19 protein-coding genes, 1 tRNA gene and 1 pseudogene are annotated in these 23,075 nt (G+C 40.0%); 15 read left to right on the top strand and 6 right to left on the bottom strand.

Annotation, left to right across the window (positions count from 1 at the left end):
• Position 1: 1 nt before the first annotated feature.
• The gene (locus tag IPI59_11065; GenBank protein ID MBK7528073.1) at positions 2–1,993 is read right to left on the bottom strand and encodes a sulfatase-like hydrolase/transferase; all 1,992 of its coding nucleotides are present in this window, start codon (positions 1,991–1,993) and stop codon (positions 2–4) included.
• A 132-nt stretch (positions 1,994–2,125) separates the two neighbouring features.
• Positions 2,126–3,916, bottom strand: coding sequence for a PKD domain-containing protein (locus IPI59_11060; protein MBK7528072.1), 1,791 nt, complete (start codon positions 3,914–3,916; stop codon positions 2,126–2,128).
• 273 nt (positions 3,917–4,189) lie between these two features.
• Here IPI59_11060 and IPI59_11055 point away from each other — a divergent pair, with 273 nt between their 5' ends.
• Both IPI59_11055 and IPI59_11050 read left to right on the top strand, forming a co-directional pair.
• Complete coding sequence (locus IPI59_11055) at positions 4,190–5,053, top strand: inositol monophosphatase (GenBank protein MBK7528071.1); 864 nt, start codon at positions 4,190–4,192, stop codon at positions 5,051–5,053.
• 22 nt (positions 5,054–5,075) lie between these two features.
• The gene (locus IPI59_11050) at positions 5,076–5,594 is read left to right on the top strand and encodes a metallophosphoesterase family protein (protein MBK7528070.1); all 519 of its coding nucleotides are present in this window, start codon (positions 5,076–5,078) and stop codon (positions 5,592–5,594) included.
• 12 nt (positions 5,595–5,606) lie between these two features.
• Here the strand turns inward: IPI59_11050 and tsaE are convergent, their stop codons facing one another.
• A complete protein-coding gene (gene tsaE, locus IPI59_11045; protein MBK7528069.1) occupies positions 5,607–6,056 on the bottom strand; it encodes a tRNA (adenosine(37)-N6)-threonylcarbamoyltransferase complex ATPase subunit type 1 TsaE in 450 nt (149 codons plus the stop codon).
• A 151-nt stretch (positions 6,057–6,207) separates the two neighbouring features.
• Between tsaE and IPI59_11040 the strand changes: the two genes are divergently transcribed.
• The 3 genes from IPI59_11040 to IPI59_11030 all read left to right on the top strand — a co-directional run bounded on the left by IPI59_11040 (position 6,208) and on the right by IPI59_11030 (position 9,499).
• On the top strand, positions 6,208–7,614 hold the full coding sequence (locus IPI59_11040) for an alpha-glucosidase C-terminal domain-containing protein (protein ID MBK7528068.1): 1,407 nt from the start codon (positions 6,208–6,210) through the stop codon (positions 7,612–7,614).
• Positions 7,615–7,794: 180 nt separating this feature from the next.
• Positions 7,795–9,084 carry a choice-of-anchor L domain-containing protein gene (locus IPI59_11035; protein ID MBK7528067.1) on the top strand — a complete coding sequence of 430 codons (1,290 nt, stop codon included), beginning with the start codon at positions 7,795–7,797 and terminating at the stop codon, positions 9,082–9,084.
• A 232-nt stretch (positions 9,085–9,316) separates the two neighbouring features.
• The gene (locus IPI59_11030) at positions 9,317–9,499 is read left to right on the top strand and encodes a hypothetical protein (GenBank protein ID MBK7528066.1); all 183 of its coding nucleotides are present in this window, start codon (positions 9,317–9,319) and stop codon (positions 9,497–9,499) included.
• Between the two features lie 46 nt (positions 9,500–9,545).
• Here the strand turns inward: IPI59_11030 and IPI59_11025 are convergent.
• Positions 9,546–11,080, bottom strand: a pseudogene (locus IPI59_11025) (cysteine--tRNA ligase).
• A gap of 223 nt (positions 11,081–11,303) precedes the next feature.
• Positions 11,304–12,221, bottom strand: a complete 918-nt coding sequence (locus tag IPI59_11020) for a methionyl-tRNA formyltransferase (GenBank protein ID MBK7528065.1) — start codon at positions 12,219–12,221, stop codon at positions 11,304–11,306.
• 147 nt (positions 12,222–12,368) lie between these two features.
• Between IPI59_11020 and IPI59_11015 the strand changes: the two genes are divergently transcribed.
• Positions 12,369–12,833, top strand: coding sequence for a hypothetical protein (locus IPI59_11015; protein MBK7528064.1), 465 nt, complete (start codon positions 12,369–12,371; stop codon positions 12,831–12,833).
• 173 nt (positions 12,834–13,006) lie between these two features.
• Here IPI59_11015 and IPI59_11010 read toward each other — a convergent pair whose 3' ends face one another.
• On the bottom strand, positions 13,007–15,844 hold the full coding sequence (locus IPI59_11010) for a T9SS type A sorting domain-containing protein (GenBank protein MBK7528063.1): 2,838 nt from the start codon (positions 15,842–15,844) through the stop codon (positions 13,007–13,009).
• Positions 15,845–15,992: 148 nt separating this feature from the next.
• On the opposite strand from IPI59_11010, the gene IPI59_11005 reads away from it, so the two are divergent.
• The 9 genes from IPI59_11005 (at position 15,993) to coaD (ending at position 23,031) form a co-directional block, all read left to right on the top strand.
• On the top strand, positions 15,993–16,451 hold the full coding sequence (locus IPI59_11005; GenBank protein MBK7528062.1) for a thioesterase family protein: 459 nt from the start codon (positions 15,993–15,995) through the stop codon (positions 16,449–16,451).
• A 78-nt stretch (positions 16,452–16,529) separates the two neighbouring features.
• Complete coding sequence (locus tag IPI59_11000; GenBank protein ID MBK7528061.1) at positions 16,530–17,681, top strand: hypothetical protein; 1,152 nt, start codon at positions 16,530–16,532, stop codon at positions 17,679–17,681.
• A 61-nt stretch (positions 17,682–17,742) separates the two neighbouring features.
• Positions 17,743–19,218 carry a B12-binding domain-containing radical SAM protein gene (locus tag IPI59_10995; GenBank protein ID MBK7528060.1) on the top strand — a complete coding sequence of 492 codons (1,476 nt, stop codon included), beginning with the start codon at positions 17,743–17,745 and terminating at the stop codon, positions 19,216–19,218.
• Positions 19,219–19,598: 380 nt separating this feature from the next.
• Positions 19,599–20,087 carry a hypothetical protein gene (locus IPI59_10990; protein MBK7528059.1) on the top strand — a complete coding sequence of 163 codons (489 nt, stop codon included), beginning with the start codon at positions 19,599–19,601 and terminating at the stop codon, positions 20,085–20,087.
• A gap of 133 nt (positions 20,088–20,220) precedes the next feature.
• Positions 20,221–20,835: a hypothetical protein gene (locus IPI59_10985; protein MBK7528058.1), complete on the top strand. Its 615-nt coding sequence runs from the start codon at positions 20,221–20,223 to the stop codon at positions 20,833–20,835.
• Between the two features lie 145 nt (positions 20,836–20,980).
• The gene (locus tag IPI59_10980; GenBank protein ID MBK7528057.1) at positions 20,981–21,559 is read left to right on the top strand and encodes a DnaJ domain-containing protein; all 579 of its coding nucleotides are present in this window, start codon (positions 20,981–20,983) and stop codon (positions 21,557–21,559) included.
• 3 nt (positions 21,560–21,562) lie between these two features.
• A tRNA-Leu gene (locus tag IPI59_10975) sits at positions 21,563–21,646 on the top strand.
• A 145-nt stretch (positions 21,647–21,791) separates the two neighbouring features.
• Positions 21,792–22,532, top strand: coding sequence for a lipoyl(octanoyl) transferase LipB (gene lipB / locus IPI59_10970; protein MBK7528056.1), 741 nt, complete (start codon positions 21,792–21,794; stop codon positions 22,530–22,532).
• A gap of 19 nt (positions 22,533–22,551) precedes the next feature.
• Positions 22,552–23,031: a pantetheine-phosphate adenylyltransferase gene (gene coaD / locus IPI59_10965; GenBank protein ID MBK7528055.1), complete on the top strand. Its 480-nt coding sequence runs from the start codon at positions 22,552–22,554 to the stop codon at positions 23,029–23,031.
• Positions 23,032–23,075 lie beyond the last annotated feature (44 nt).

Raw genomic sequence — 23,075 nt, 5'->3', positions numbered from 1 at the left:
TCTATCTTTTCAGATAGTCGTCAATTAAAATTTGCTGTAATGCCTGTGCTTTTTCAAGGTTTTGATTGGCGGCTTGTTCGGTGGTGCCGGGTGCAAGATAGATTATTTTTTTTAAAACGTTATCGAAGGTAAAGCCTACATTTGGAGCAACAAAGCCTACGCCGTTGTTGTAGCAAAAAAAGGCAAAGGGTTTGGTTTGGTTATTATTGCTTAAAATATTTTTGCTCCAAACAAATTGATTTGCTTCGAGGTGTAGCTGTGCCAGTATTGTTGCCGCCAAGTCGGTTTGGCTGGCAATATTGGTTATGCGCTGCCCTTTGTATTTTGCTTGTAACGCTCCCCCCCACCAAAGCATGGGTATCCGGTATTTTGCATGTACGTGGGCGGGGTTGTGTTTTGGCAAACGGTGTCCGTGGTCGGCAATAAGTAAGTATAATGTGTTGTTAAACCAGGGTTGTTGTTGTTCTTTTGTTAAAAACTCGCCCAAAACTTTGTCGGCATAAAACATGGCATTATTAAAGCGGCCTTGCTCGGTACTTTGGTCAAATTGGTCGGGCATGGGTACAATAAAAGGTTCGTGGCTACTAAGGGTCATGACGGTTGCCAAAAAAGGCTGTTGTAAATTGGGCAAAGTTTGTTGAACTTTATCAAGCAAAGCGCCATCGTGTGCCCCCCATTTTGCATTACATTGGCTTTCGTTAAAAGCGGCGCGGTCAATAATTTTTTGATATTGCCCTTGTAATACTACCGATTTATAGTTGGCATACGCAATGTCGCCGCCATAAAAAAACGTGTTTTCGTAGCCGTTTTTTTTAAGTTGGGCAGCCCAAACGGGCAAGTTTTCGATTTTACTTGGTATGGTTGTTATGGCGGTTGTTGGTTGAGCGGGGTATCCGGCCAAAACAGCTACTAAACCTTTGTCGGTACGGTCGCCGCTGGCATAAATATTGTCGAACAGCAGGCCTTGCGGCAGCAAATTATTAAAATTTGGGGTAATTCCTTTTTCGCCTCCTAATGCCTCAATTACGTCCGAGGTCCAGCTTTCTAAAATAAGCAGTACAATATTGGGTTTGGATGTGGTTAGCACCAGTGAAGTGTTTGCCGAGGGTTGGCCGATACTATCTTGTTGGTTGGCTTTATCATCCGGATTATTTCCGGATAAAATTGCGAAACTATTGCTTGTTCGGTTAAATAAACTATCAACAATGGCTTGTGCTTTTTCTGTTTCGAGGGTGGCAAATTGATTTTTAGTAATACGTGCTGCCGGATTGGCTACATGCTGAACAAAATTCCAGGTCGAGTTTAAAGTGGCATGATTTATAAATGGGGTGTTCGAAAAATAGACAAATCCGGCATTCATGGGTGCCGTTCCAGTGCCGCCTCTTATGCCAATAAACAAAATACCTAAGAGCAAACATCCGGATAAAAAAGTAAAAAAAACTCCGGTGCTTTTCCATGCCCAACCTTTTCTATGGGAAAATATATATTTTACATTACCCATGTTTGCCGTAAATGGCTCAAGTAAATATTTAAATAAAAACCATCCAATTAGTAAACAAATAAATATAACTGCTATTAACAATAAAAATGGAGCACCTGCCGCATAAGCCATTGATTCGCGGGGATACAGCAAATATTCCATGTTTTGGTAGTTGAGTTTTACACCCGTACTGTGGTATAAATCTGACTCGCCGATGTTTAAAAACGTACAAATAAGTAAAATAACAAAATAATAGCCTTTTACCAGTCGCCACCACCATTTTTTTTGTACAAACAACCCCGCCAAACCCAATAAAACGGCTATTGAAGTAATGTAACAAGCCGCCGAAACATCCATTGGTAGGGCTTTTACAAACGACTGCGCCAACTCGTTATTTTGAATACTTTGGCCGTAATTGTTGTAATTGTAAATAATAAACCAAGCCCTAAACAGTGCAAATAGAACTAACCAAATAAAAATTAATTTAGCTGCAAATAAGATAAGGCTTTTCATTATTATTGTTGTGGCGATAAAAACCGCTGTATATTGATATTGAACACAAATGTAATAACCCCAGCCAATATTTGTTTGACTGGGGTTATTAATATTTTATTTCTTTGCCAAAGCAACAAAAAAGGATTGTAATTAAGGTTGAAGAACAATTTTTTGCCGCCAAATGGTTTGCCCGCTTTGGTTTTGAACTTGAATTACATACAAACCTGCAATCAATTTTTGAGTTGGCAAGGTAGCGCTACCCTGTTGCAAAGGACTTGTTGCCAATGTTTTGCCCGACAAGTCTGTTAGGGTAATCCATCCGGAAAAATGTTTGGGTGTGCCAATTTGCACCTGATTATTTTGGTGCATCATAATAATATTGGGCGCATTGTTTGTTTGGTCTATACCCTCGCAATAATCAACAGTTACGCTGTTGGTTTCCGAGTCGGTGTCGCCAACTGTACCCACGATTGATAATTTTACGGTATAAGTTCCGGGCAATTCGTAGTTATGTGTTGGGCTTTTTTCGGTGCTCGAGTTACCATCTCCAAACTGCCAGTTGAACGAAGCGGCATTTTCGCTTTGGTCTTCAAAATCAACACTCAGGCAAGTAATTTGCGAGTCAAAATCGGCATTTGCCGGGCATAAAACCGTAATATCTTGTTCGTAAACGGCAGTATCACCGGCTACGCCATAGGCGGTTAAGGTTACGGTAAAGTCGCCAGGTTTGTTATAAGTGTGCGTAGGGTCTTCATCGGTGCTGGTGCCCCCATCGCCAAACTCCCATAAATAGGTTGCGCCATTATTGGTTTGGTTATTAAACGATATAGTTAGGCAATTTACATCCGAAATGTTAAAATCGGGGTCAACAACACAATTTACCGAAATAGATTTGGTTATTTTTATGGTATCGCCATTCAGGTCGGTAGCGGTTAGGGTAACTTCATAATCGCCTTTATTCTTGTAAGTATAATCCGGCTGATAATCTAAACTTGTGGTGCCGTCTCCAAAATCCCAAGAAAAATTAAACGCATTTGAGCTTTCATTGATAAAATCAACACTCAAACAATCGGCTGAATAATCAAAATCAACTACGGCTGGCTCGGCGGGCAAATCAACGTATTCAACGTTTACAATGGTAGCGTCAGCACCCGAGCCGCTCATGGTAAGTGTCATTACCGGATAATCTTCATCTTTTGCAATAAATATATAACGATGCGTTTCGACGGAGCCAATTGTATCGGGCAGCAAGTCAATTTTGGGTTTTAAAATACTTTTGTCGTGTATGCGCAATACTTCAAATGTGTCGGTAGGTAAATAAATCGTACCAAAGGCATCGGCAGTCATTTCGCGTTCGATGTTTAAACTTACCGTTATTGGAATTGGAATTCCCGGAACTTCAATCGTAAATGGGAATTTTGCATTGCTTGATGCTGATTTTCCATACTCTAAGGCAGTCAAATATAAATCCGGAGGCGTTCCTTCAATTTTTACGTCTTCTAAATCTACAAATCCACCAATATTAATATCGGTAACAAGGCCAATGGTAAAAATACTTTTGGTGGCGTTGTTTATGCCGTAGTAAGCAGTTCCTACTGCGCCGTCGCCCTGCCCAAAGTTTGGGAGCGAAAAACCCAAAAGCGAGGTTAGCGGCCCACTACGCGCCATGTCTGACAAAGGAAACTCGTCGTAAAAAGGCGTTTCAATGGGGTTTTTAAATTCAATAGCTTCCTGACTTGTGGGGGCAAGTGCCGTAAAATCCCAAGTTTGAGCCGTTGCCGATGCCTCGCCTGCTTTTGCCGTTTCGGGGGCTTGGCCGTAACTAATAATTTTTTTAGTGCCTATTTCGGGTAAGTCATCTAAGGTTAGTTTAATTTGCCCAAACCCTTGAAAACTAAACCCAAACAAGCAAAAATAAACAAAAAGTAATTTTTTAATCATGTTTGGTATTTTATAGTTAAATTATTTAATTTTAGTAATTTTTCTAAATGAGATAATAATTGCCAAAGTTACGCAAGTTTTTGTTTTCCGGAAAATTTTTTGCGGTTTTGCACCGCCAAAAGATCCAAATTTCAGCGTTTCTATAATGGTAACAACAGCAAAAAAAAGTTGCATTAATATATCGTAAACTGATTTATTTTCTTTGAACTTAGTGCTTGTTGTATTGTTGTTTTACGGGAGTACACCCAAGCAAAATTTTTATTTTTGACAACTATGAATTTAACCCTATTGCCTGCGCTTTGCCAGCAAACCCAAACAGTTGTAGCCCAAGCCGCCGCTTTTATAAGCAGCCAAGCCGGAAAAGTGCAGGCTTCGCAAATAGAAGTAAAATATAAAAACAATTTAGTAAGTTATGTTGATATTGAAGCCGAAAAAATTTTAATATCCGGATTAAAGACCCTATTGCCCCAAGCTAATTTTTTAGCCGAAGAAAATACGCTTGGCTTAAACTCAAACGATTATCATAGCAACGATAAGAACAATAATGAAGTCTCAAACTGGCAATGGGTTATTGACCCCTTAGATGGCACTACCAATTTTTTATATAATTTACCTGTTTATGCTGTTAGCGTGGGCTTGTTGTACCAACAAAAACCAGTTATGGGGGTGGTACACGAGGTTGTGCGCAACGAGTGTTTTTATGCATGGCAGGGCGGCGGCGCTTGGTGCAATGGTTTGCCTATTGGCGTTTCGAAAGTAGATAATTTAAGCGAAGCATTGATGGCAACGGGTTTTCCGTATTACAATTTTGAATTGGTAACGCCTTATTCAGCACTCCTTCAAACATTAATGAAGCAAACCAAAGGCATAAGGCGGTTTGGCGCGGCAGCCGTTGATTTATGTTATGTGGCCTGCGGTAGGTTTGATGCCTATTTTGAGCATAGCCTGCACCCTTGGGATGTTGCAGCCGGAGGGCTTATTGTTAGGGAAGCGGGCGGCGTAGTTGCCGATTTTGCCCAAAATACCGACAACTGGCTGCATAACCAACAAATTGTAGCCGCCAACAAGGCTATTTGGCCCAATTTTATGGGTTTGGTAGGGCAGTATTTAAATGAGGCTAAACATAAACAAGTCTAAACAACTTTTAAGCACTAAACCAATGCAACAAATAGGCATTTTATCGGATACGCATGGCTATGTTCACCCTAATATAGCCCAGCATTTTGCCCACTGCCACCAAATATGGCACGCCGGCGATATTGGCCCTATTGCCGTTGCCGACCAATTGGCCACTATTGCCCCGCTTAAAGCCGTTTATGGCAATATTGACGACCATATTGTACGAGCCACCTACCCCGAACACCTGTTTTTTACCTGCGAAGATACCCGCATATTAATGACCCATATTGCCGGACGGCCTAACAGATATCCGGCAAAAATTAAACAGCTTATAGCCAAACATCAACCCGATATTTTTATTTGTGGACACTCACATTTATTGCTTATCGAACAGCCACAAGGTATGCACCACTTACACCTAAACCCTGGTGCAGCCGGCAAACATGGGTTTCATCAGGTATTGACTTTAGTACGCCTATGTATTGACGGAAAACGGATTTTTAATTGCCAAATTATTGAATTAGGTCAACGCCGATTTTTAGAACCTGCCGATGATTAATAACAGAAGCAGTTAAACATCCGGATAAACTGGGTATGATAATTTGACCTGCCTTGTTTGGTCTAAATTAGGGACCATCTCTAACTGCACATAATTATATCCGGATAAAATTGGACTTATAACCTGAGGCCATTCAATAAAACACCAATTGCCCGAGTCTAAATAGGTTTCAATACCAATATCTAATGCTTCGTTTAAGTTTTTTATTCTATACAAATCAATATGGTAAACAAGCTTGTTTTGTGTTGTTTGGTATTCGTTAACCAAGGCAAAACTTGGACTGCTGAGCTGATTTTTACTAATGCCTAATTGTTGGCAAATAGCTTTTGTTAAAGTGGTTTTTCCGGCCCCTAAATTTCCTGTTAGCAAAACAATTCGCACGCCGTTTAACGCCTCAATTAATTGTTGTGCTACCTTGGGTAGTGATTGTAAATCGGGAATATAAAACTCGGTTGGCTGCATTTTTTACTAAACAAACTGCAAATATAGTCCATGCTTAAGCAGTTTGCTTGGTTTTGTGTCAATTTTTACCTTCAAACCCATTAAAATACCCTATATTTGTGCTAAGTACACCTATATAAATTCAACATTGTTTTTTTTGTTATTAACATATATGTTTCGAAGTTTAACCTTAGCTGCTCTTTTTATTTTAATGCTAACGGGTTGTGCCAACGAGCCTAAACAGCAAGCCCTACCTGCACCTACCGAAGCCGAAAAAGCCCAGCACGCCAAAACTTTTGCGACTGCGCCCCCTGAGTGGAGTAAAAACTTAAATATTTACGAAGTAAATCTAAGGCAATATACCAAAGCGGGTACTTTTGCCGCCTTTGAACAAGAGCTGCCCCGCCTGCAAGAAATGGGTGTAGGTATTTTGTGGTTTATGCCCATCCACCCAATTGGCCAAAAAAACCGAAAAGGGAAAATGGGCAGCTATTACTCGGTTAAAGATTACCAAGCCGTAGCCCCCGAGTATGGCACGCTCGACGATTTTAAACGCTTAGTTGAAAAAGCCCACAAAATGCGTATGTTTGTAATTATTGACTGGGTAGCAAACCATACAAGTTGGGATAATGTTTGGACAACAACAAACCCCGACTTTTATACCAAAAACGAAAAAGGCAAGTTTAAACCGCCCGTTGATGACTGGAGTGACGTTATAGATTTAAACTTTGATAACCCCAATTTGCGGAAAGCCATGATTGAAGCCATGCAGTTTTGGCTGCGCGAAACAAATATTGACGGCTTTAGGTGCGACGTAGCCGAAATGGTGCCCCCCGATTTTTGGAAAGAGGCAACAACAGCGTTGCGGCAACAAAAACCGGATATTTTTATGCTTGCCGAAGCCGAAAAACCCGAAATGCACCAATATTTTGACATGACGTATAGCTGGGAAATGCACCATGTATGGAACGAAGTGGCGCAAGGTAAAAAAACGGTTGCCGATATTGATTCGGTTATTGAAAAATATGCCGACAACTACCACCCAAGTAATTACCGGATGTATTTTACCTCGAACCACGACGAAAATTCGTGGAAAGATACCGAGTATGGGTGCTTAGGTGCGGGCGCCGAAGCTTTTGCCGCTTTAACGTATTTTTTGCCCGGAATGCCTTTAATATATTCAGGACAAGAGGCCGCCAATAAAAAGAAATTGCAATTTTTTGAGAAAGATGCCATTGTTTGGCCATCAAAACCCTACCCCTTAGCTAATTTTTACACGCAACTAAACCGGATGAAATTACAAATGCCCGCCCTACATAATGGCAGTTTTGGTGGCAATTACACCCGCTTAAAAACGGGCGTAGATACCCAAGTGCTGGCTTTTTCGCGTGCTAAAGATAATAATCAAATAATTGTTGTGTTTAACTTATCTGATAAGCCCGCTGTTGCCACCCTTGAAGTAGGTAATGTTACCGGAGATTTAATTGAAGTGTTTGCAAACAAAAAATTATCTGCCGCAAGTAAAATTCCGCTTAATTTAACGCCTTGGGAACATAGAGTGTTTTTGGTTTCAAAATAAAAATGGTTTCATTCATCCGGATTGAAAGAAAAGAACTATATCTTTATTGTCGGCATTAGGTCGTTTCCTTAAAAATCAGGCCGGGCAAATTATTATTTTTGCCTTTGAAAAGTATATTTGTTGTAATTTCGTAGCTAACATTTGCTTCGTTTTAAATTGTTTGTTTAATATTAAATAAATATGAAAAAAGTTTATACTATTTTAATTTTTGCTTTTTGCTTCATTGCCCTACACCCCAAATTAAATGCGCAATTGGTTGTAGATGGCTCGTACCCCATTGAAACAATGGTCGAAGACTTTTTTTCGGATGGTTGTGTAAGTTTTAACAATATTAGTTTTGTAGGCGATATTAGCGTAAATACCCCCAGCATTGGTTTTTTCGATGCCTCGGCAACCTATATGGGTTTAGATGCGGGTATTATACTTGCAAACGGTTGTATTAACGGAGCATTAGGCCCAAATAATTCTAACAGCGAAACTTGTAGTGCTGCTTATTTAGCGGATGGAGACTATGATTTAGACAATTTAATACCAGGATATTCTACTTGGGATGCCACAGTTTTAACAATGGACATTGTTCCGGAAAAAGATACTATTGTTTTTGAGTACGTTTTTGGATCGGAAGAATACATTGAATATGTAGGTTCTGCTTTCAATGATATTTTTGCCTTTTTTATTCAGGGCGGCGAATATGATGAAATTACCAATATTGCTTTAATTCCGGACACTATCATACCTGTTAGCATTAACAACGTTAATTCGGTAGATAATAGTGCTTATTATGTAAATAATGAAACTGGTCCCGATGTGGAAAATTTACAATACGATGGCTATACGGTAGTATTAACAGCTAAGGCTGCCGTAACACCTATGCAAACCTATACCATCAAAATTGCCGTAGCCGATGCAGGCGATAGTGTTTTGGATTCGGGGGTTTTTTTAAGCTCTGAAAGTCTTTGCAAATCAAATACCGAATATTTGAACGCCAATTTTACCCTCAAACAAAACGATTTAAAAGTTAATTTAACCAACAAAACCAAATATGGTATTCATTATTTATGGGACTTTGGCGATGGTAACCAGTCTTCCTTAGCCGATGCAATAAGTTACACTTACAAGCAACCCGGCGTTTACGATATTTCGCTAACTGCCTATAATGCCGCAAAAACTATTAAATCAACAATTACTAAAACGGTTGTTATAGAGGCAACGGGGCTTAACAATCTAACTAACCAATCCATTATTCAAACCCAAATAGTGGGCGGGCAGTTGTACTTAGAGGCAAGTCAGCCAGTTCAAGTGTTAATTACAGATGTAGCCGGCCGCTGTATTTTGAATAACCATTTACCATCCGGCCAAACAACTGTAAATTTAAGTCCGTTTGGGCAAGGTTTGTATTTGCTGCAAGCTACAAATGGTAGAACCCAACAAAATACAAAAATTGTTTTTAATTCACAGTCCCAAAAATAAGAATTTCATCTTTGTTTATACTATCGTTTCCTAAAAACATGGAGTTCAATTGTCTTGAACTGTGATTTTTGTGTTTGAATGATTAGCTTGATTTTTACCACACCACCATTTTAACGCCTTCTATCTCCGGATGCTTGCGTAAACGGCAGTAGTATATTCCGGATATTAGGTTGGCGGCGGTAAAAGTGGTTGTTTCAAATCCGGACAAAGGAACGGTTTTTACCAATCGCCCTTGGGTGTTAAAGATACCATTGATTATGCTAATTACCTCTTTCTAAATACGCTCGAGTATAGTGCCAATTCAAATGGCCCTATGGGAGCCCCCGTTAATATAAAACATAATGTAAAAAACGGGCTGGGTACATTTACCGGATATTGTGTAGGCAGCGAAATTGACGTTTATATAGATAAATAAAATAATGTCAATTAATTAATTCCGGATAAATTAATGAATGAACTAACTAACTTGTCCAAGTTGTACCATCTTTGCCATCTTTAACCGTAATTTGCAATTCGGCAAGTTTATTGCGAATAATATCGCTGGTTGCCCAATCTTTGCGCGCGCGCGCTTCGGCTCTAATTTGCAGCACCAAATCCATAAGGCCATTGGTTAGGCTGGCATTTTTTGACGATGTCGATGCTGCGGCTGTTTCATCTTTTAAACCCAACACATCCAACAAAAAAGCGCGGTAAGTATTGGCCAGCTCTTCAAAAGTGTTTTGTGCTAAGGCATCAAGGGGCAGTTGTTGGTTGTGAAGGCGATTTATAATCCTGGCTATTTCGTACAAATCGGCAAGTACGCGAGCGGTATTAAAATCGTCGTTAATATGGGTGTAGCAATCGGCACAAATTTGGCGGGCGGCCAAATCGGCTTCAATATTGGTGGCAATTTCGTTTCCCGGGTGTTTTAAGCCGTCTAACAATCGGAGGCTTTCCATTAAGCGTTTGTAGCCTTTTTCGGCATCTTGCAAACCTTTATTGGTAAAATCGACCGTGCTGCGGTAGTGCGCCGTCATAAAAAAAGCAGCGCAAAGTCATGGGCGAGTAGGCTTGCTCTAACACCTGGATGGTCGCCGGCAAATAGTTCGGCAGGTAAAAAAGAGTTGCCCAACGACTTGCTCATTTTGTGCCATTAACCGTCAGCATATTCGAGTGCATCCAATATTGTACCGGCTATTGCCACAGCAGCCAATGCTTTGCGCTATTTCGGCCTCGTGATGCGGAAATTTTAAATCCATTCCGCCGCCATGTATATCGAAAACCTCGCCTAAATATTTTTGACTCATTACCGAGCATTCCAAATGCCATCCGGGGGTGCCTTCGCCCCAAGGCGATTTCCAACGCATAATATGTTCAACGGGCTGTTTTATCCAGATAGCAAAATCTGTCGGCGATTTTTTATCGTCTTGACCGTCTAAATCGCGAGAGCCGGCAATTAAATCTTCTAAAATTTTTCCCGATAATTGGCCGTACATGGGTTTATCCGGATGACTTTTTAAATATTCGGCATATTTTGGCACATCAAAATACACCGAGCCTTTAGCTTCGTAGGCAAAACCGTTATCAATTATTTGTTGTACCATGGCAATTGCTCGGGTATATGCCCCGATGCTGTTGGCTCAATGCTTGGCCGGCTTACGTTTAGCAAATCCATTACATCATGGAAAATTGTTGCTGTATTTTTGCACCACTTCCATCGGCTCTAATTGCTCTAGGCGGGCTTTTTGCCAATTCTATCCTCGCCTGAGTCGGCAGCCTCGTTTTCAAGGTGGCCAACATCGGTAATATTGCGCACAAAACGCACTTTGTAACCGATATGTTTTAGGTAACGATACAGTACGTCAAAAAATACAAAGGTTCGGCAATTACCCAAATGAACATAATTGTAAACTGTAGGGCCACACACGTACATGCCCACAAATCCCGCTTTTAAAGGGGCAAACTTCTCTTTTTGTCCGGATAAGGTGTTGTAAATAGTAAGTTCAGTATTGCGCATACATATTTTATGAAAATAAAAAAACAAGCTGCAAAGATACGGCAAAAATGGCAATACCACTTCTTAAACGGGTTATGGGCTTTACAAGGTTTTATTCACGCTAATCTTGTTTTTTCCGGATGAAAAAGAAAAAAAATCCCCCTGCAAAAAAAATATTCTTTTTGCAGGGGTATCTGTTACCAAAGGCTGGGTTACCACAACAAGGTAATATTGTGTTTTGTAATTATAAATCAAAATGAGTTAAAGGCTGCCTGTATCCACGCAAAAACGCTTCGGGGCTTATGCGGGCTTTGCCTGGCATTTGTATTTCGTGGAGGTTTAACCACCCCAAAGCGGTGGCAACTTGTAAACTTGTTTTAGCATCATTTATATATATTGTGCCAGGTGGGGCATTAAAATTGCGCTCACTCAAGCTGGCTGCAAATATTTTGCAAACTTCGCCGTTTAAATGGGTAAATGCACCCGGATAGGGGCTTAGGCCGCGTATAAAATTATATACTGCCTGTGCTGGCTGATTAAAATTAATGCGGCAGGTATCGGTAAATATTTTAGGAGCAAGTTTAATTTGCCCTTGGGGATGCTGAGGTTCATTGGGGTATTTTCCGGATATAATAGCCTGCACTGTTTTTACCAATAAATCGGCTCCTAACTGCATCATCCGGTCGTGGAGATGGCCGGCATTTTCATCCGGAAAGATTGGTAATTTAGCCTGAAAAATAAGTGAGCCGGTATCAATTTCTTGCTCAATAAAAAAAGTAGTTAATCCGGTTTCAGTTTCGCCGTTAATAATTGCCCAGTTAATTGGTGCTGCCCCGCGATATTGCGGCAACAGCGAAGCGTGTAAATTAATACTCCCGTATTTAGGCATGGCAAAAACCGCTTGTGGCAACATCCGGAAAGCTACTACCACTTGTAAATCGGCGTTAAAGGCAGCTAATTCGGTTAGAAATTGCGGGTCGCGGAGTTTTATGGGCTGCAAAACAGGTAAATGGTGAGCTAAAGCGGCCATTTTTACCGGAGAGGCCTGCAATTTATGCCCTCGGCCAGCAGGTTTATCGGGGGCAGTAACAACGGCAACAACATTAATTTTATTGGCTATTAAGGCTTCGAGGGCGGGCACGGCAAATAGCGGCGTTCCCATAAAAATTAGGCGCAAAATACTTAGGTTAGGTAGGTGTTTAAATTTGTTTGAATAAATTTAGCACAAAAATACCTAATTTTGGGGGTTCAGAGGTTTTGTGTTTAGTTTTTAAACACCAACTTTACTTAAAAAAACGCTCAATACATTATGACTACTACCACTATATTAACCGTTGCCGCCGTTGTTATTATTGCCTTATTGGTTTGGCGCATGATGCGTACCATTTTTAAGTTTATTTTTATTGGGGTCATTGCACTGTTGGCCTTTTGGTGGATAAGCAATGGCGGGCTTGGTAATTTTATTGAAAACCCAACGGGAAAACTACTTGATATATCGGCAAAATACCAGAAATGCCAAGCCGCCGACCAAATTAACGATATGGATTGTAAATGCTGGATAATACCTATTTATAAAGATTTGCGCTTGCGCTATAATGCCAACGAAATTACAGCCTTAGAAACCAACAACAAAACCAAATTAGCGCGCGAGCTTACAAAAAGTATTGCCAATACCCGCTCGCAAATAAACGACTGCTTAGGCGAAAAAAAGAATAATGCCGAAAAGTTTTTTAAAGAAGTAAAAGATGTTGTGGATGCCGCAAGTGGTGAGTAAATTATATCGTTAAGCAAAATATTGATTACGCAGTTGATTCAATATTAATACCTTTTTGAAAATAAACAAAATCCGGATTTTGCGTCCTACAAAATCCGGATTTTGTTTGATTAGTTAATGATAAGCTCTGTTAGAAACGTTTTACTTATATTAGCTAATTGCAGTATTCAAATTTATTCTGAAATAACTAACTTATCGTAAGATACTACGCCGCTATCAAAAGTGGTGGTAACAATATACACGCCTGGGGCAAGTTTACTTAGGTCAACAACAAATTGGTTTTGGCCTTTTGTAAGTTGCCTGCTAAAATTGCTTGAAAACTGCCCAACTTGCGAGGTAATATTTACTTGCGCTTTTTGTGCCGAATTACTGTTTACCCAAAAGCTAATGTTTCCGGCGTTGCCAAAATTAGGTTTTATTTGCAAGCCATCTTTTTTTGCTGGCGGGTTTCCACCTACGCTCAATTCAATACACACTTCTTCTTCGCAGCCAAACTCGTTTACCACTGTTAAACAAATAACATAGGTGTCGGGCTCGTCAAATTCGTGGGTTGGGTTTAAATCGGTGCTGGGTTCGGTATCATCGCCAAAATCCCAATGGAAAGTAACGCCGCCTTCGGTTTCATTTTCAAAATGGATGATAAGAGGGTTATCTTCATCCGGAACAACATTAAATTTAACTTCCGGACAAGGTTTTGTTACTTCAATTTCTTTGCAGAAAGCGTCCACGCAACCATCAGAAGTAAATATTTTAAGGCAAACAAAATAAACGCCGGGGTCGGGCACCACCAAAGTTTCGGTTGGACCTTTTTCGCTTACTAAATCTTCGTTAATATACCATTTCCATCCGGTAATGTCAGCGCTACTATATGAATCCGAGCCATCTACCATTAAACTAAAGTCGTTTATTTCGTAGGTATAGAATGCTTCGCATTTTAAGCCACCGCCAATAATGATAGTTTGGCAAACATCAGATTTGCAGCCGTCGGCAGCTTCAATAATTAGGCAAAGTTTGTATTCTCCGGGTTCACCAACTTCAAAATTAGCAGTTGGGCCATCGGTGCTCATTACTTTTCCTTTAATTTTCCATGTCCAGCCTACAATTCCGCCATCGCCTGTTGAAGCGCTGCCATCAACGTAAACCATATTGCCATCAACTGTTGCCGTGAAAGCGGCGTCGCAGGTTGGTGGCGTTTCGATAACAACAGTTTTGCAATACTCATCTTCACATTCTGTAGATGTAGCTATAGACAAACATACTTCGTAAGTACCTGGTTCAATAAAAGTAATGCTATTTAATGGGCCGCCATCTTTTGTTACAACCCCATTTACCCACCATTTCCATTCTGTAATTTTATCGAGTGGGGTTGATTTTTCGCCGTTTAGTTTCAAGGTTAAGCCATCAACGGTATAGGTAAACATGGCCTCGCACTCGCTGCCGCCTTCAACTACAAAGGTTTGGCAGTAATCAGATTTGCAGCCATCTTTGGTTTTTATGAGCAAACATAGTTTATGTTCGCCGCTTGTTAAGCCGTCTTCTTCAATGATTGGGCCTTTTTCGCTAATTAATTTGCCGTCTAAATACCACCACCAATTTGTAATTTGGTCGAGTGGTGTTGAGGTGCTACCATCGGCAATCAAAAAGCCATCTTTAAGGGTGTAGGTAAATAAAGCGTTGCACTTGTCGCCGCCTTCGCCAACTTTAACCACTTGGCAATATTCGATTGCACATCCATCGGATGTAAAGATGACCAAACATATCTTGTATTCGCCCGGCGCATCGAAGGTAATAAACGTATCGGGGCCATCATCGCTTTTTAATTCTCCTTTTACCCACCATTCCCATTTGGTAATTTTATCGAGGGGGGTTGATTTTTCGCCGTTTAGTTTTACGGTTAAGCCATCAACAAAATAGGTAAACATGGCCTCGCACTCGCTGCCGCCTTCAACTACAAAGGTTTGGCAGTAATCAGATTTGCAGCCATCTTTGGTTTTTATTAGTAAACATAGTTTATGTTCGCCGCTTGTTAAGCCGTCTTCTTCAATGATTGGGCCTTTTTCGCTAATTAATTTGCCGTCTAAATACCACCACCAATTTGTAATTTGGTCGAGTGGTGTTGAGGTGCTGCCATCGGCAATCAAAAAGCCATCTTTAAGGGTGTAGGTAAATAAAGCGTTGCACTTGTCGCCGCCTTCGCCAACTTTAACCACTTGGCAATATTCGGCAGTACATTCCTCATCGGTTGTTATTACTAAACATATCTTTTTTTCGCCTGGCTCATCGAAAGTAATAAACGTATCGGGGCCGTCATCGCTTTTTAGTACACCGCCAACCCACCATTCCCATTTGGTAATTTTATCGAGGGGGGTTGATTTTTCGCCGTTTAGTTTTACGGTTAAGCCATCAACAAAATAGGTAAACATAGCACTACAATCCTTTTCGCCATCAACTACAAAATATTTGCAGTAATAAGACTTACAGTCATCTTTGGTTTCTATTACCAAGCAAAGTTTGTGTTCGCCTTTGCTTAGGCCGTCTTTTTCAAATTTGGGGCCTTTTTCGCTAACTAATTTGTCATCTAAAAACCACGACCATTTTGTAATTTGGTCGAGCGGGGTTGAGGCACTGCCATCGGCAATCAAAAAGCCATCTTTAAGGGTGTAGGTAAATGAGGCAAGGCAGGTAGGGGGTAAACCATCGCCAATCTCGACAGTTTTGCAGGTTACGCTATAGCAAAACTCGCTTTCAATGGTTAAGCAAATTTTGTATTTTCCGGCATTTTTATAGACATGTAAAGGATTTTCATCTTTAGAAGTAAGGCCATCGCCAAAATCCCAATGAATGCCTTTATAATCGCCGGTCGATTTATTTTTGAACTGAACATTCAAATCAACCGCTTCGTAGGTAAATGCTGCGCCAAAGTTTTCGCAGGGGTCGGGTTCGGCGTACAAGCTAACCGAAGCTAAAACAGCTAAAAGCAGCGTTAAAATAAAAGTGTATTTTTTTTTCATTTGTAAGATATGGTTTACTGATAGGTTTTATATTTTTCTAATAAATTAAAATTACAATAATGGTGCGTTTGAGTATAAATGTCCTATATTTTGGTTATTTTGCCTAAATTTGCAGATAAAAGCAAAAATACTACTTTATATTAAAAAAATGGCTAGAATTAGTTTAAATATTCCGGAAAAGACACATTTTATTTGCACGCTACCTGTTCGAATCTCTGATATTAATTATGGGGGGCATTTATCGAACGACAAATTATTATCCTTATTACACGAGGCTCGTGTGCAGTTTTTTGGACACATGGGTTATAACGAAACAAATGTTGCCGGCGTTGCCACCATAATGGCAGACGTAGTAATTATTTACCGAAACGAAGGGTTTTACGGAGACGTTTTGCAAATTGCCATGTCGGCGGTTGATTTTAGCTCGGCTGGCTTCGATTTGTTTTACCATATTACTTGCCCTAATCGCGAAAATATTGAAATTGCGCGTGCAAAAACGGGCATAGTCTTTTTTGATTACAATATTCGCAAAGTGCAGCGTGTTCCGGAAGTTTTTAAAGCCCAATTTGACCCTAATTTTATGCCACAAAAAACAATAATTGCCTAAACGCAGCCAACCTTTTTAGGTCAAAGGCTGTTGAATAGATTTTAAAAATTGTATTTATTTATTTTTTGTTGCCGAGTAATGAAAAAATATTGTTATATAGTAAATTTGTTTTTGCTCAATTTTATCCGGATAATGCGCTGTTTATTGCTTTTTCTAAGCTTTGTAGTCATAACATCTGATTACAATATCATTTCGGCTCAAAATTATCCGGATGCTGACAATGGCAGTACAAAGCCTCGCCCCCAAAAAACTAAAAAGGCAAAAATTAAGTACGAGTTTCACAAGGGCATTGCTTTAACCAAAAGCGATATGCCTTTGGTGGGCGAATTTAAATACACCGAGTCAAAAAATGAAGTACCTTACTACGAATTTATTGATTACGAGGCCGAAGGGCGCAAAAAAAAGGTTGCTTTGTCTATGATTAAACAGCTAACCCTCGCCGGCGCCGAGCGCGGCATTAGCGCCCGCAACGATAGTACCGAATTTGTTTGGATTGACCGCTTTAAAGACCTTTACCGCGCCGTAAGAAAAGGCAATTTACTGCTTTACGATAACTCGCGTATTGTAGATGAGCCTTACGAATACCTTACCGATTATATTTTATTGGCCGGACGCGAAAACTATCCGTACAAAATTATTAGCAAATTATCGGATATTGAGCCGTTAATGGTGGACAAGCCCTATTTTATGGCATCGGCAAAGGCAACAAACCGACTTAAAACCGAAGATTTTAGGGTAATTATTTACCTTACCGATTTGTTTAACGATGCCGACCCTATGCGCGTTTTGCGCTGGGATACCCTGCAAATTGAAACCAAAGACGGCAAAATTGTTACCGGACGCGGTTATATCCAGCCCTTAGATATACGCGATGAATATGTAAAATTGGGTAATGCCTATTTACATTTCTATAATTTTAATACGAATAGCTTCGAACTGTACGACCAACAGCAAATTAAAACGATTAAACAAAACGGCGAAATTTATTTACCCGCTTATTATAGCGTGGCGGGTAAAAATTTTTATGGCACCAACTGGAAATATAACGACGATACCTATATGGTTGCAAGGCGCATTATACAAAGCAATAACTACTTTTTTAAAGCAAAAAACACCAACGGGCAAGACATTGTTATACTAAAAGAAGTTGGTGGCTCATATATGCGCCCGCTTAACGAGCCCGATTTGCGCACTGCATACATGGCCGAAAAAGGACTTACCGGAAATTAATTTGGTTGGAAGTAGGCACGCCAAAGGCTACAACAACTGCTGATTGAAAGCTAATAATATTATGTTGTTATTTACCCACTCGTACTTTTATAGGTTCGATGCCAAACAATGGCGCACCGCCAAGCCTTACCCACCATACGGCACTATGTACGCAGCTGGGTTTATGCGGCAAAATGGTTATGAAGTTGCCATTTTTGATACAGGTTTAGCACACAGCGCCGCCGACCTACATCCCCATTTGCAAAAACATCAACCTAAATACCTTGTTATTTACGACGACGGGTTTAATTACCTCACCAAAATGTGCCTAACTACCATGCGCCAAGCCGCTTTTGACATGGCAGAAATGGGCAAAAAACAAGGCTGCACCGTTATTGTTTGTAGCTCCGACTCAACTGACCATTGCGAAGCCTATTTACGTGCAGGTGCCGACTTTGTTTTGCTGGGCGAAGGCGAATTAACCCTTTTGGAACTAGTTAAAACCTTAGAGAAAAACCAACCTATTGATGCCAATATTTTATCCGGAATAATGGGCTTGGCTTACCTGCATCCCGAAAATAAAAACACCGTTGTAAAAACCCTAAAACGCCCTATACTCCGCAATTTAGATGAAATAGCTAACCCCGCATGGGATTTAATTGACGTATTGCCTTACCGCAAAATTTGGTTGCAAAACCATGGTTATTTTTCGCTAAACATGGCCACTACGCGCGGTTGCCCCTTTAAATGTAATTGGTGTGCCAAGCCTATTTACGGAAACCGCTACAATAGCCGCTCGCCACAGCGGGTAGCCCAAGAATTAGTTTTTTTAAAAAACAATTTAGGAGCAAATCATATTTGGATGAGCGATGATATTTTTGGCCTCAAACCCGGATGGGTTGAAGAATTTAGCCATTACGTACAAGAATATGCCTGCAAAACGCCATTCAAAATACAATCGAGGGTTGATTTACTTTTAGAAGCCAATACTATTGACGCTTTAATTAAAGCCGGATTAGAAGAGGTTTGGGTGGGTGCCGAAAGTGGATCGCAAAAAATTTTAGATGCCATGGACAAAGGCACCACCGTTGAACAAATTTTTGAAGCAACAAAATTGCTCAAAACCAAGGGGGTAAAAGTTTGCTTTTTTTTACAGTTTGGCTATTTAGGCGAAACCCGCAGCGATATTGATAAAACCATAACCATGCTGCTAAACTTACTGCCCGATGATATAGGCGTATCGGTATCGTACCCATTGCCCGGCACTAAATTTTACGAAACGGTAAAAAACACCATGTTGGCCAAACAAAACTGGACCGATAGCGACGACCTTGAGCTAATGTATAACGGCACCTACGGAGCGGCATTTTATAAACGGTTACACAGGTTTGTTCATAAAAAATACCGGCAAAAACAAGGATTGTCAGTTTGGCAAAAAATACTAACAAACCCTCTAAAAATAAAAGCAACCGACCTTAAACCAATGGCATCCCTACCCTACTACACTATAGGCTCTATGTTTGATGCTTGGCATTTAAACAAATTAGTTAAAACTTAGTTTTTAAAACCGATAAAGGAAAAAACAACCGGTAAATAAATAGTTAAACTAAAATAAGATAATTGAGATGCTAACGCCAAATTTATTTCCGGAAAACAATACAGGTTTAAGGTTTAACCATTTATTCCAGCAAGTATTTCTGCCTGATTTTTTTTCAGGAGAAGGTAAAAAAACTTAGATAAATTAGGCAATAAATGTAGCGGCTCAATTAATTTACATTAATTGAGCCGCCACTATTGTTATTTTGAGGTTTCGCCATTCTTAAAAATCATCTATAACTAAACAAGCAGCTACAATAACCTTAAAACGATTATTTTAAATTAAAAAGAAGAAATTCCCTATCTTTGCCGCCGAAAAATAACAAGCAAAATAAAATCCGGATGAAAGATTTAGCCTTAATTTTGGTTTGCTTTATAGTTTTTGTAGGTTTGAATTCCTGTAACGGCAATCAAAACGCAACCAAACCGGCCAATACTACAACCACAAAAAGCGAAGCTGCCCAGCCAACCGAATGGCCAATGAAAAGTTTAATCGATGTAATTAATACTTGTCGTAAAACCGAATTTCAACTATATAAATTGGGTATTAGCTTTGAAACCGAAGACAGCCTAAGCGCCAAACGCTTTTACAGCTATTTATCGAACGCGGCAGTTAGTGCCGAAACCTGCGCCAATAAAGATTATGACGGCGGTGTGGTGCTAAAAGATGCAAATGGTGATATTAAATTGACTTTCGAAATTAATATACCCATCGTCAGCAAAGGCTGCAACAGAGCTTATTTTAAATTTGACGGCAAAGCATATAATTTAGTTTTTAATGATATGGGCTTACAATTTTTCGACTCGGTTTTAAACAACCGGGTAAACTAAAAAATTTATGTATTCTGTGCTTGTATAACATAATATTGTTTACCTTTGTGCGGTCTTATATTTTGCATTATTTTGATTTTGTTTTCAATTATACCTTTCTAACAATATTAAATAAATAACATACACAAAGGTTATGGCACATTTTGAAACGCGAATTTCAACCCCCGACCAATACGACCTTTCAAGTTGGTTTTTTCGGGTTGCCTTCCCCTCGTTTTCATTGGCAATGACGGTTGCCTTTTTTCAGAACTATTGGCTTTCTAACGGCTACCCCTTACCCGCCTTGATGCGCTGGCCTTTTACCGTATTTTTAGGCGTTTGCTGTTTTATTTGGTTATGGCGCTGGTACCATAAAAAATATGACCGCACCGGAAAATTATTATTAGATGAAACACAAGTACAATATAACTGGCGCGATTTACCCACCAAATCAATACCCCTTTCAGATATCGAAAACATGCATATCATTTACGAGGGTATCGAAACTGTTTTGGGACCAAGCACAGGCTGCAAAAATGTTCTTTCGATTAAAACAAAAGATAACCAAGAGTATAAATTTAATTTTGTACTTATCAACAACGACGAGGCCGACAAAATGAGCGAAATTGTACAAAGCTGGCACAAACAAGGCGTTAATGTACACGAACGCGATACAGACGGCAACGAACGTTTTGCTTTGCTATACCCCGCCAAATACAAATTTGCTACACCCAATACTGCCGTAGCACACTCAAAGTATTTATATTAAAAGAAACATAATATCATCCCATTGATTTCATTGGAACAAAACATCCAAGACTAATTCAATAGTTTTGGGTGTTTTTTATTTCCGGAAAAACGCCAAACTTGCCGCACTAATTGTGCTCGCCATTACATTCAAATAATATACTATTATGGACGATATTACTATTAATTCTCAACCCGTTTTTGTTTCTTTTTTTGAATTGTTGGGTTTGCCGACACAGTTTACTGTTAATGAAACCGAGCTAAGGCAAAAATACCATGCGCTAAGCCGGCAATTTCATCCGGATTTTTTTACCAACGCCTCCGAATCAGAAAAAAATATAGCGCTCGAAAAAACAGCCCTGCTAAATCTTGCCGATCAAACCTTGAGCAACCCTAAATTAAGGCTAAAACACCTGCTCGAAATAAACGGACAACTACCACCCAACGAAAAATATCAACTTCCGGCATCATTTTTAGGCGATATGATGGAACTTAATGAAGCAATTATGGAATTAGAGTTTAATCCGGATACCAAAAACGTTGCCGAAATAAATGAAACCATCAACAATCTAACAGAAAATCTTAACAGCGAAGCCCAAACAGCCTTAAACACTTTTGATAATACTGCCGAAACAGCCCATTTTCTGCCTTTTTTAAAACAATTTTACTATAAACAACAATATTTATTGCGAATTCAAGAATCCCTGCGTAAATTTGCACCCACAACCAATAATGGTGCGCTTTAATTTGCCCGTGTGGCGGAATTGGTAGACGCGCCAGACTCAAAATCTGGTGATAGCGATATCGTGCTGGTTCGATTCCAGTCGCGGGCACTTTTAGGGTTAGAGGCCTCTGCTTTTTATAAGTGGGGGCTTTTTTATTAGTATTTGTGTTGCCCGTTTACAAACTTGATGTTGTGTGTTGTGCAACAAAAAAATGCTTAAATTGCAGCCCAAATTAAGCTCGGTTCGCATTCATATGAATACTTTAAAAAATAATATTGTAAATTTTGAAAATTGGGGCTTCCTGCCCTACCAAACAGCCTGGCAACAGCAAGAGGCCTTAGTAGCCCAAATAGCCGAACTTAAAATTGCCAACCGAACCGCAGCACATCCACAAATTACACCTAACTATTTAATATTTTGCAGCCACCCCCACGTTTATACGCTTGGCCGAAGCGGGCAGCAAGATAATTTACTGCTAAACGAAACTGAGCTAAAACAACGGGGTATTGATTTTTACCGCACTAATCGCGGAGGCGATATTACCTACCACGGGCCTGGCCAAATTGTAGGCTACCCCATCCTCGATTTAGAAAATTTTTTTACCGACATTCATTTGTATATGCGCAATTTAGAGGAGGTTATCATCCGGATGCTGGCCGACTGGGGCATTATTGCCGGACGACTGCCCGGCGCAACAGGTGTATGGCTACAACCCGAAGATAATAAACAGGCTCGTAAAATATGCGCTATGGGCGTGCGCTGCACCCGTTGGATTACCCTCCATGGCTGGGCTTTAAATGTAAATGCCGATTTATCGTATTTTAATAATATTATACCTTGTGGAATTACCGATAAAGGTGTAACCACCATGAGCCGTGAGCTAAACCTGCCCTTCATTGATATTGAAACCGTTCAAAAACAACTGTTGCATCATTTCGAGCAAGTGTTTGAATGTCAAATTACCCACCAATTACCAACTACTACAAATCAATAACTATTACTTTTGTATTTATATGCGTATTGCCGTTTTTCCTGGCTCGTTTGACCCGATTACCATTGGACATGCCGATATATTGCGCCGCGCCCTCCCGCTTTTCGATAAAATTGTAATAGCCATTGGCACAAACAGCAGTAAAAAATATCTTTTTTCTGCCATCCAGCGCAAGGAGTTTATAACTACCTGTTTTGCCAACGATGCAAAAATTGAGGTAGCAGATTTTACCGGACTTACCGCCCATTTTTGCCAGCAAATTGATGCTAAATTTATCTTGCGCGGGGTTCGTTCGGCTGCCGATTTTGAATACGAGCGCAGCATCGCCCACCTCAACACAGCTTTAAACCAAAATTTAGATACTGTTTTGTTAGTTTGTTCGCCTCAGTACAGCCATATAAGCAGCACCATGACCCGAGACGTGCTACAATACGGCGGCGACGCCTCGAGCCTTTTACCGCCCGAAATTAAAGACTTGATTCAAAATACCTTGGGTAAATAATACAACCAAAGATTTAGACCAATATTTTACTAAATTAGGGCAAA

The organism is Sphingobacteriales bacterium (genome assembly GCA_016706405.1).
In the GTDB taxonomy this organism is placed as follows: Bacteria; Bacteroidota; Bacteroidia; order Chitinophagales; family UBA2359; genus BJ6.
The sequence above is the reverse complement of the archived record's forward strand: the minus strand, read 5'-3'. Positions and strand labels throughout refer to the sequence as shown.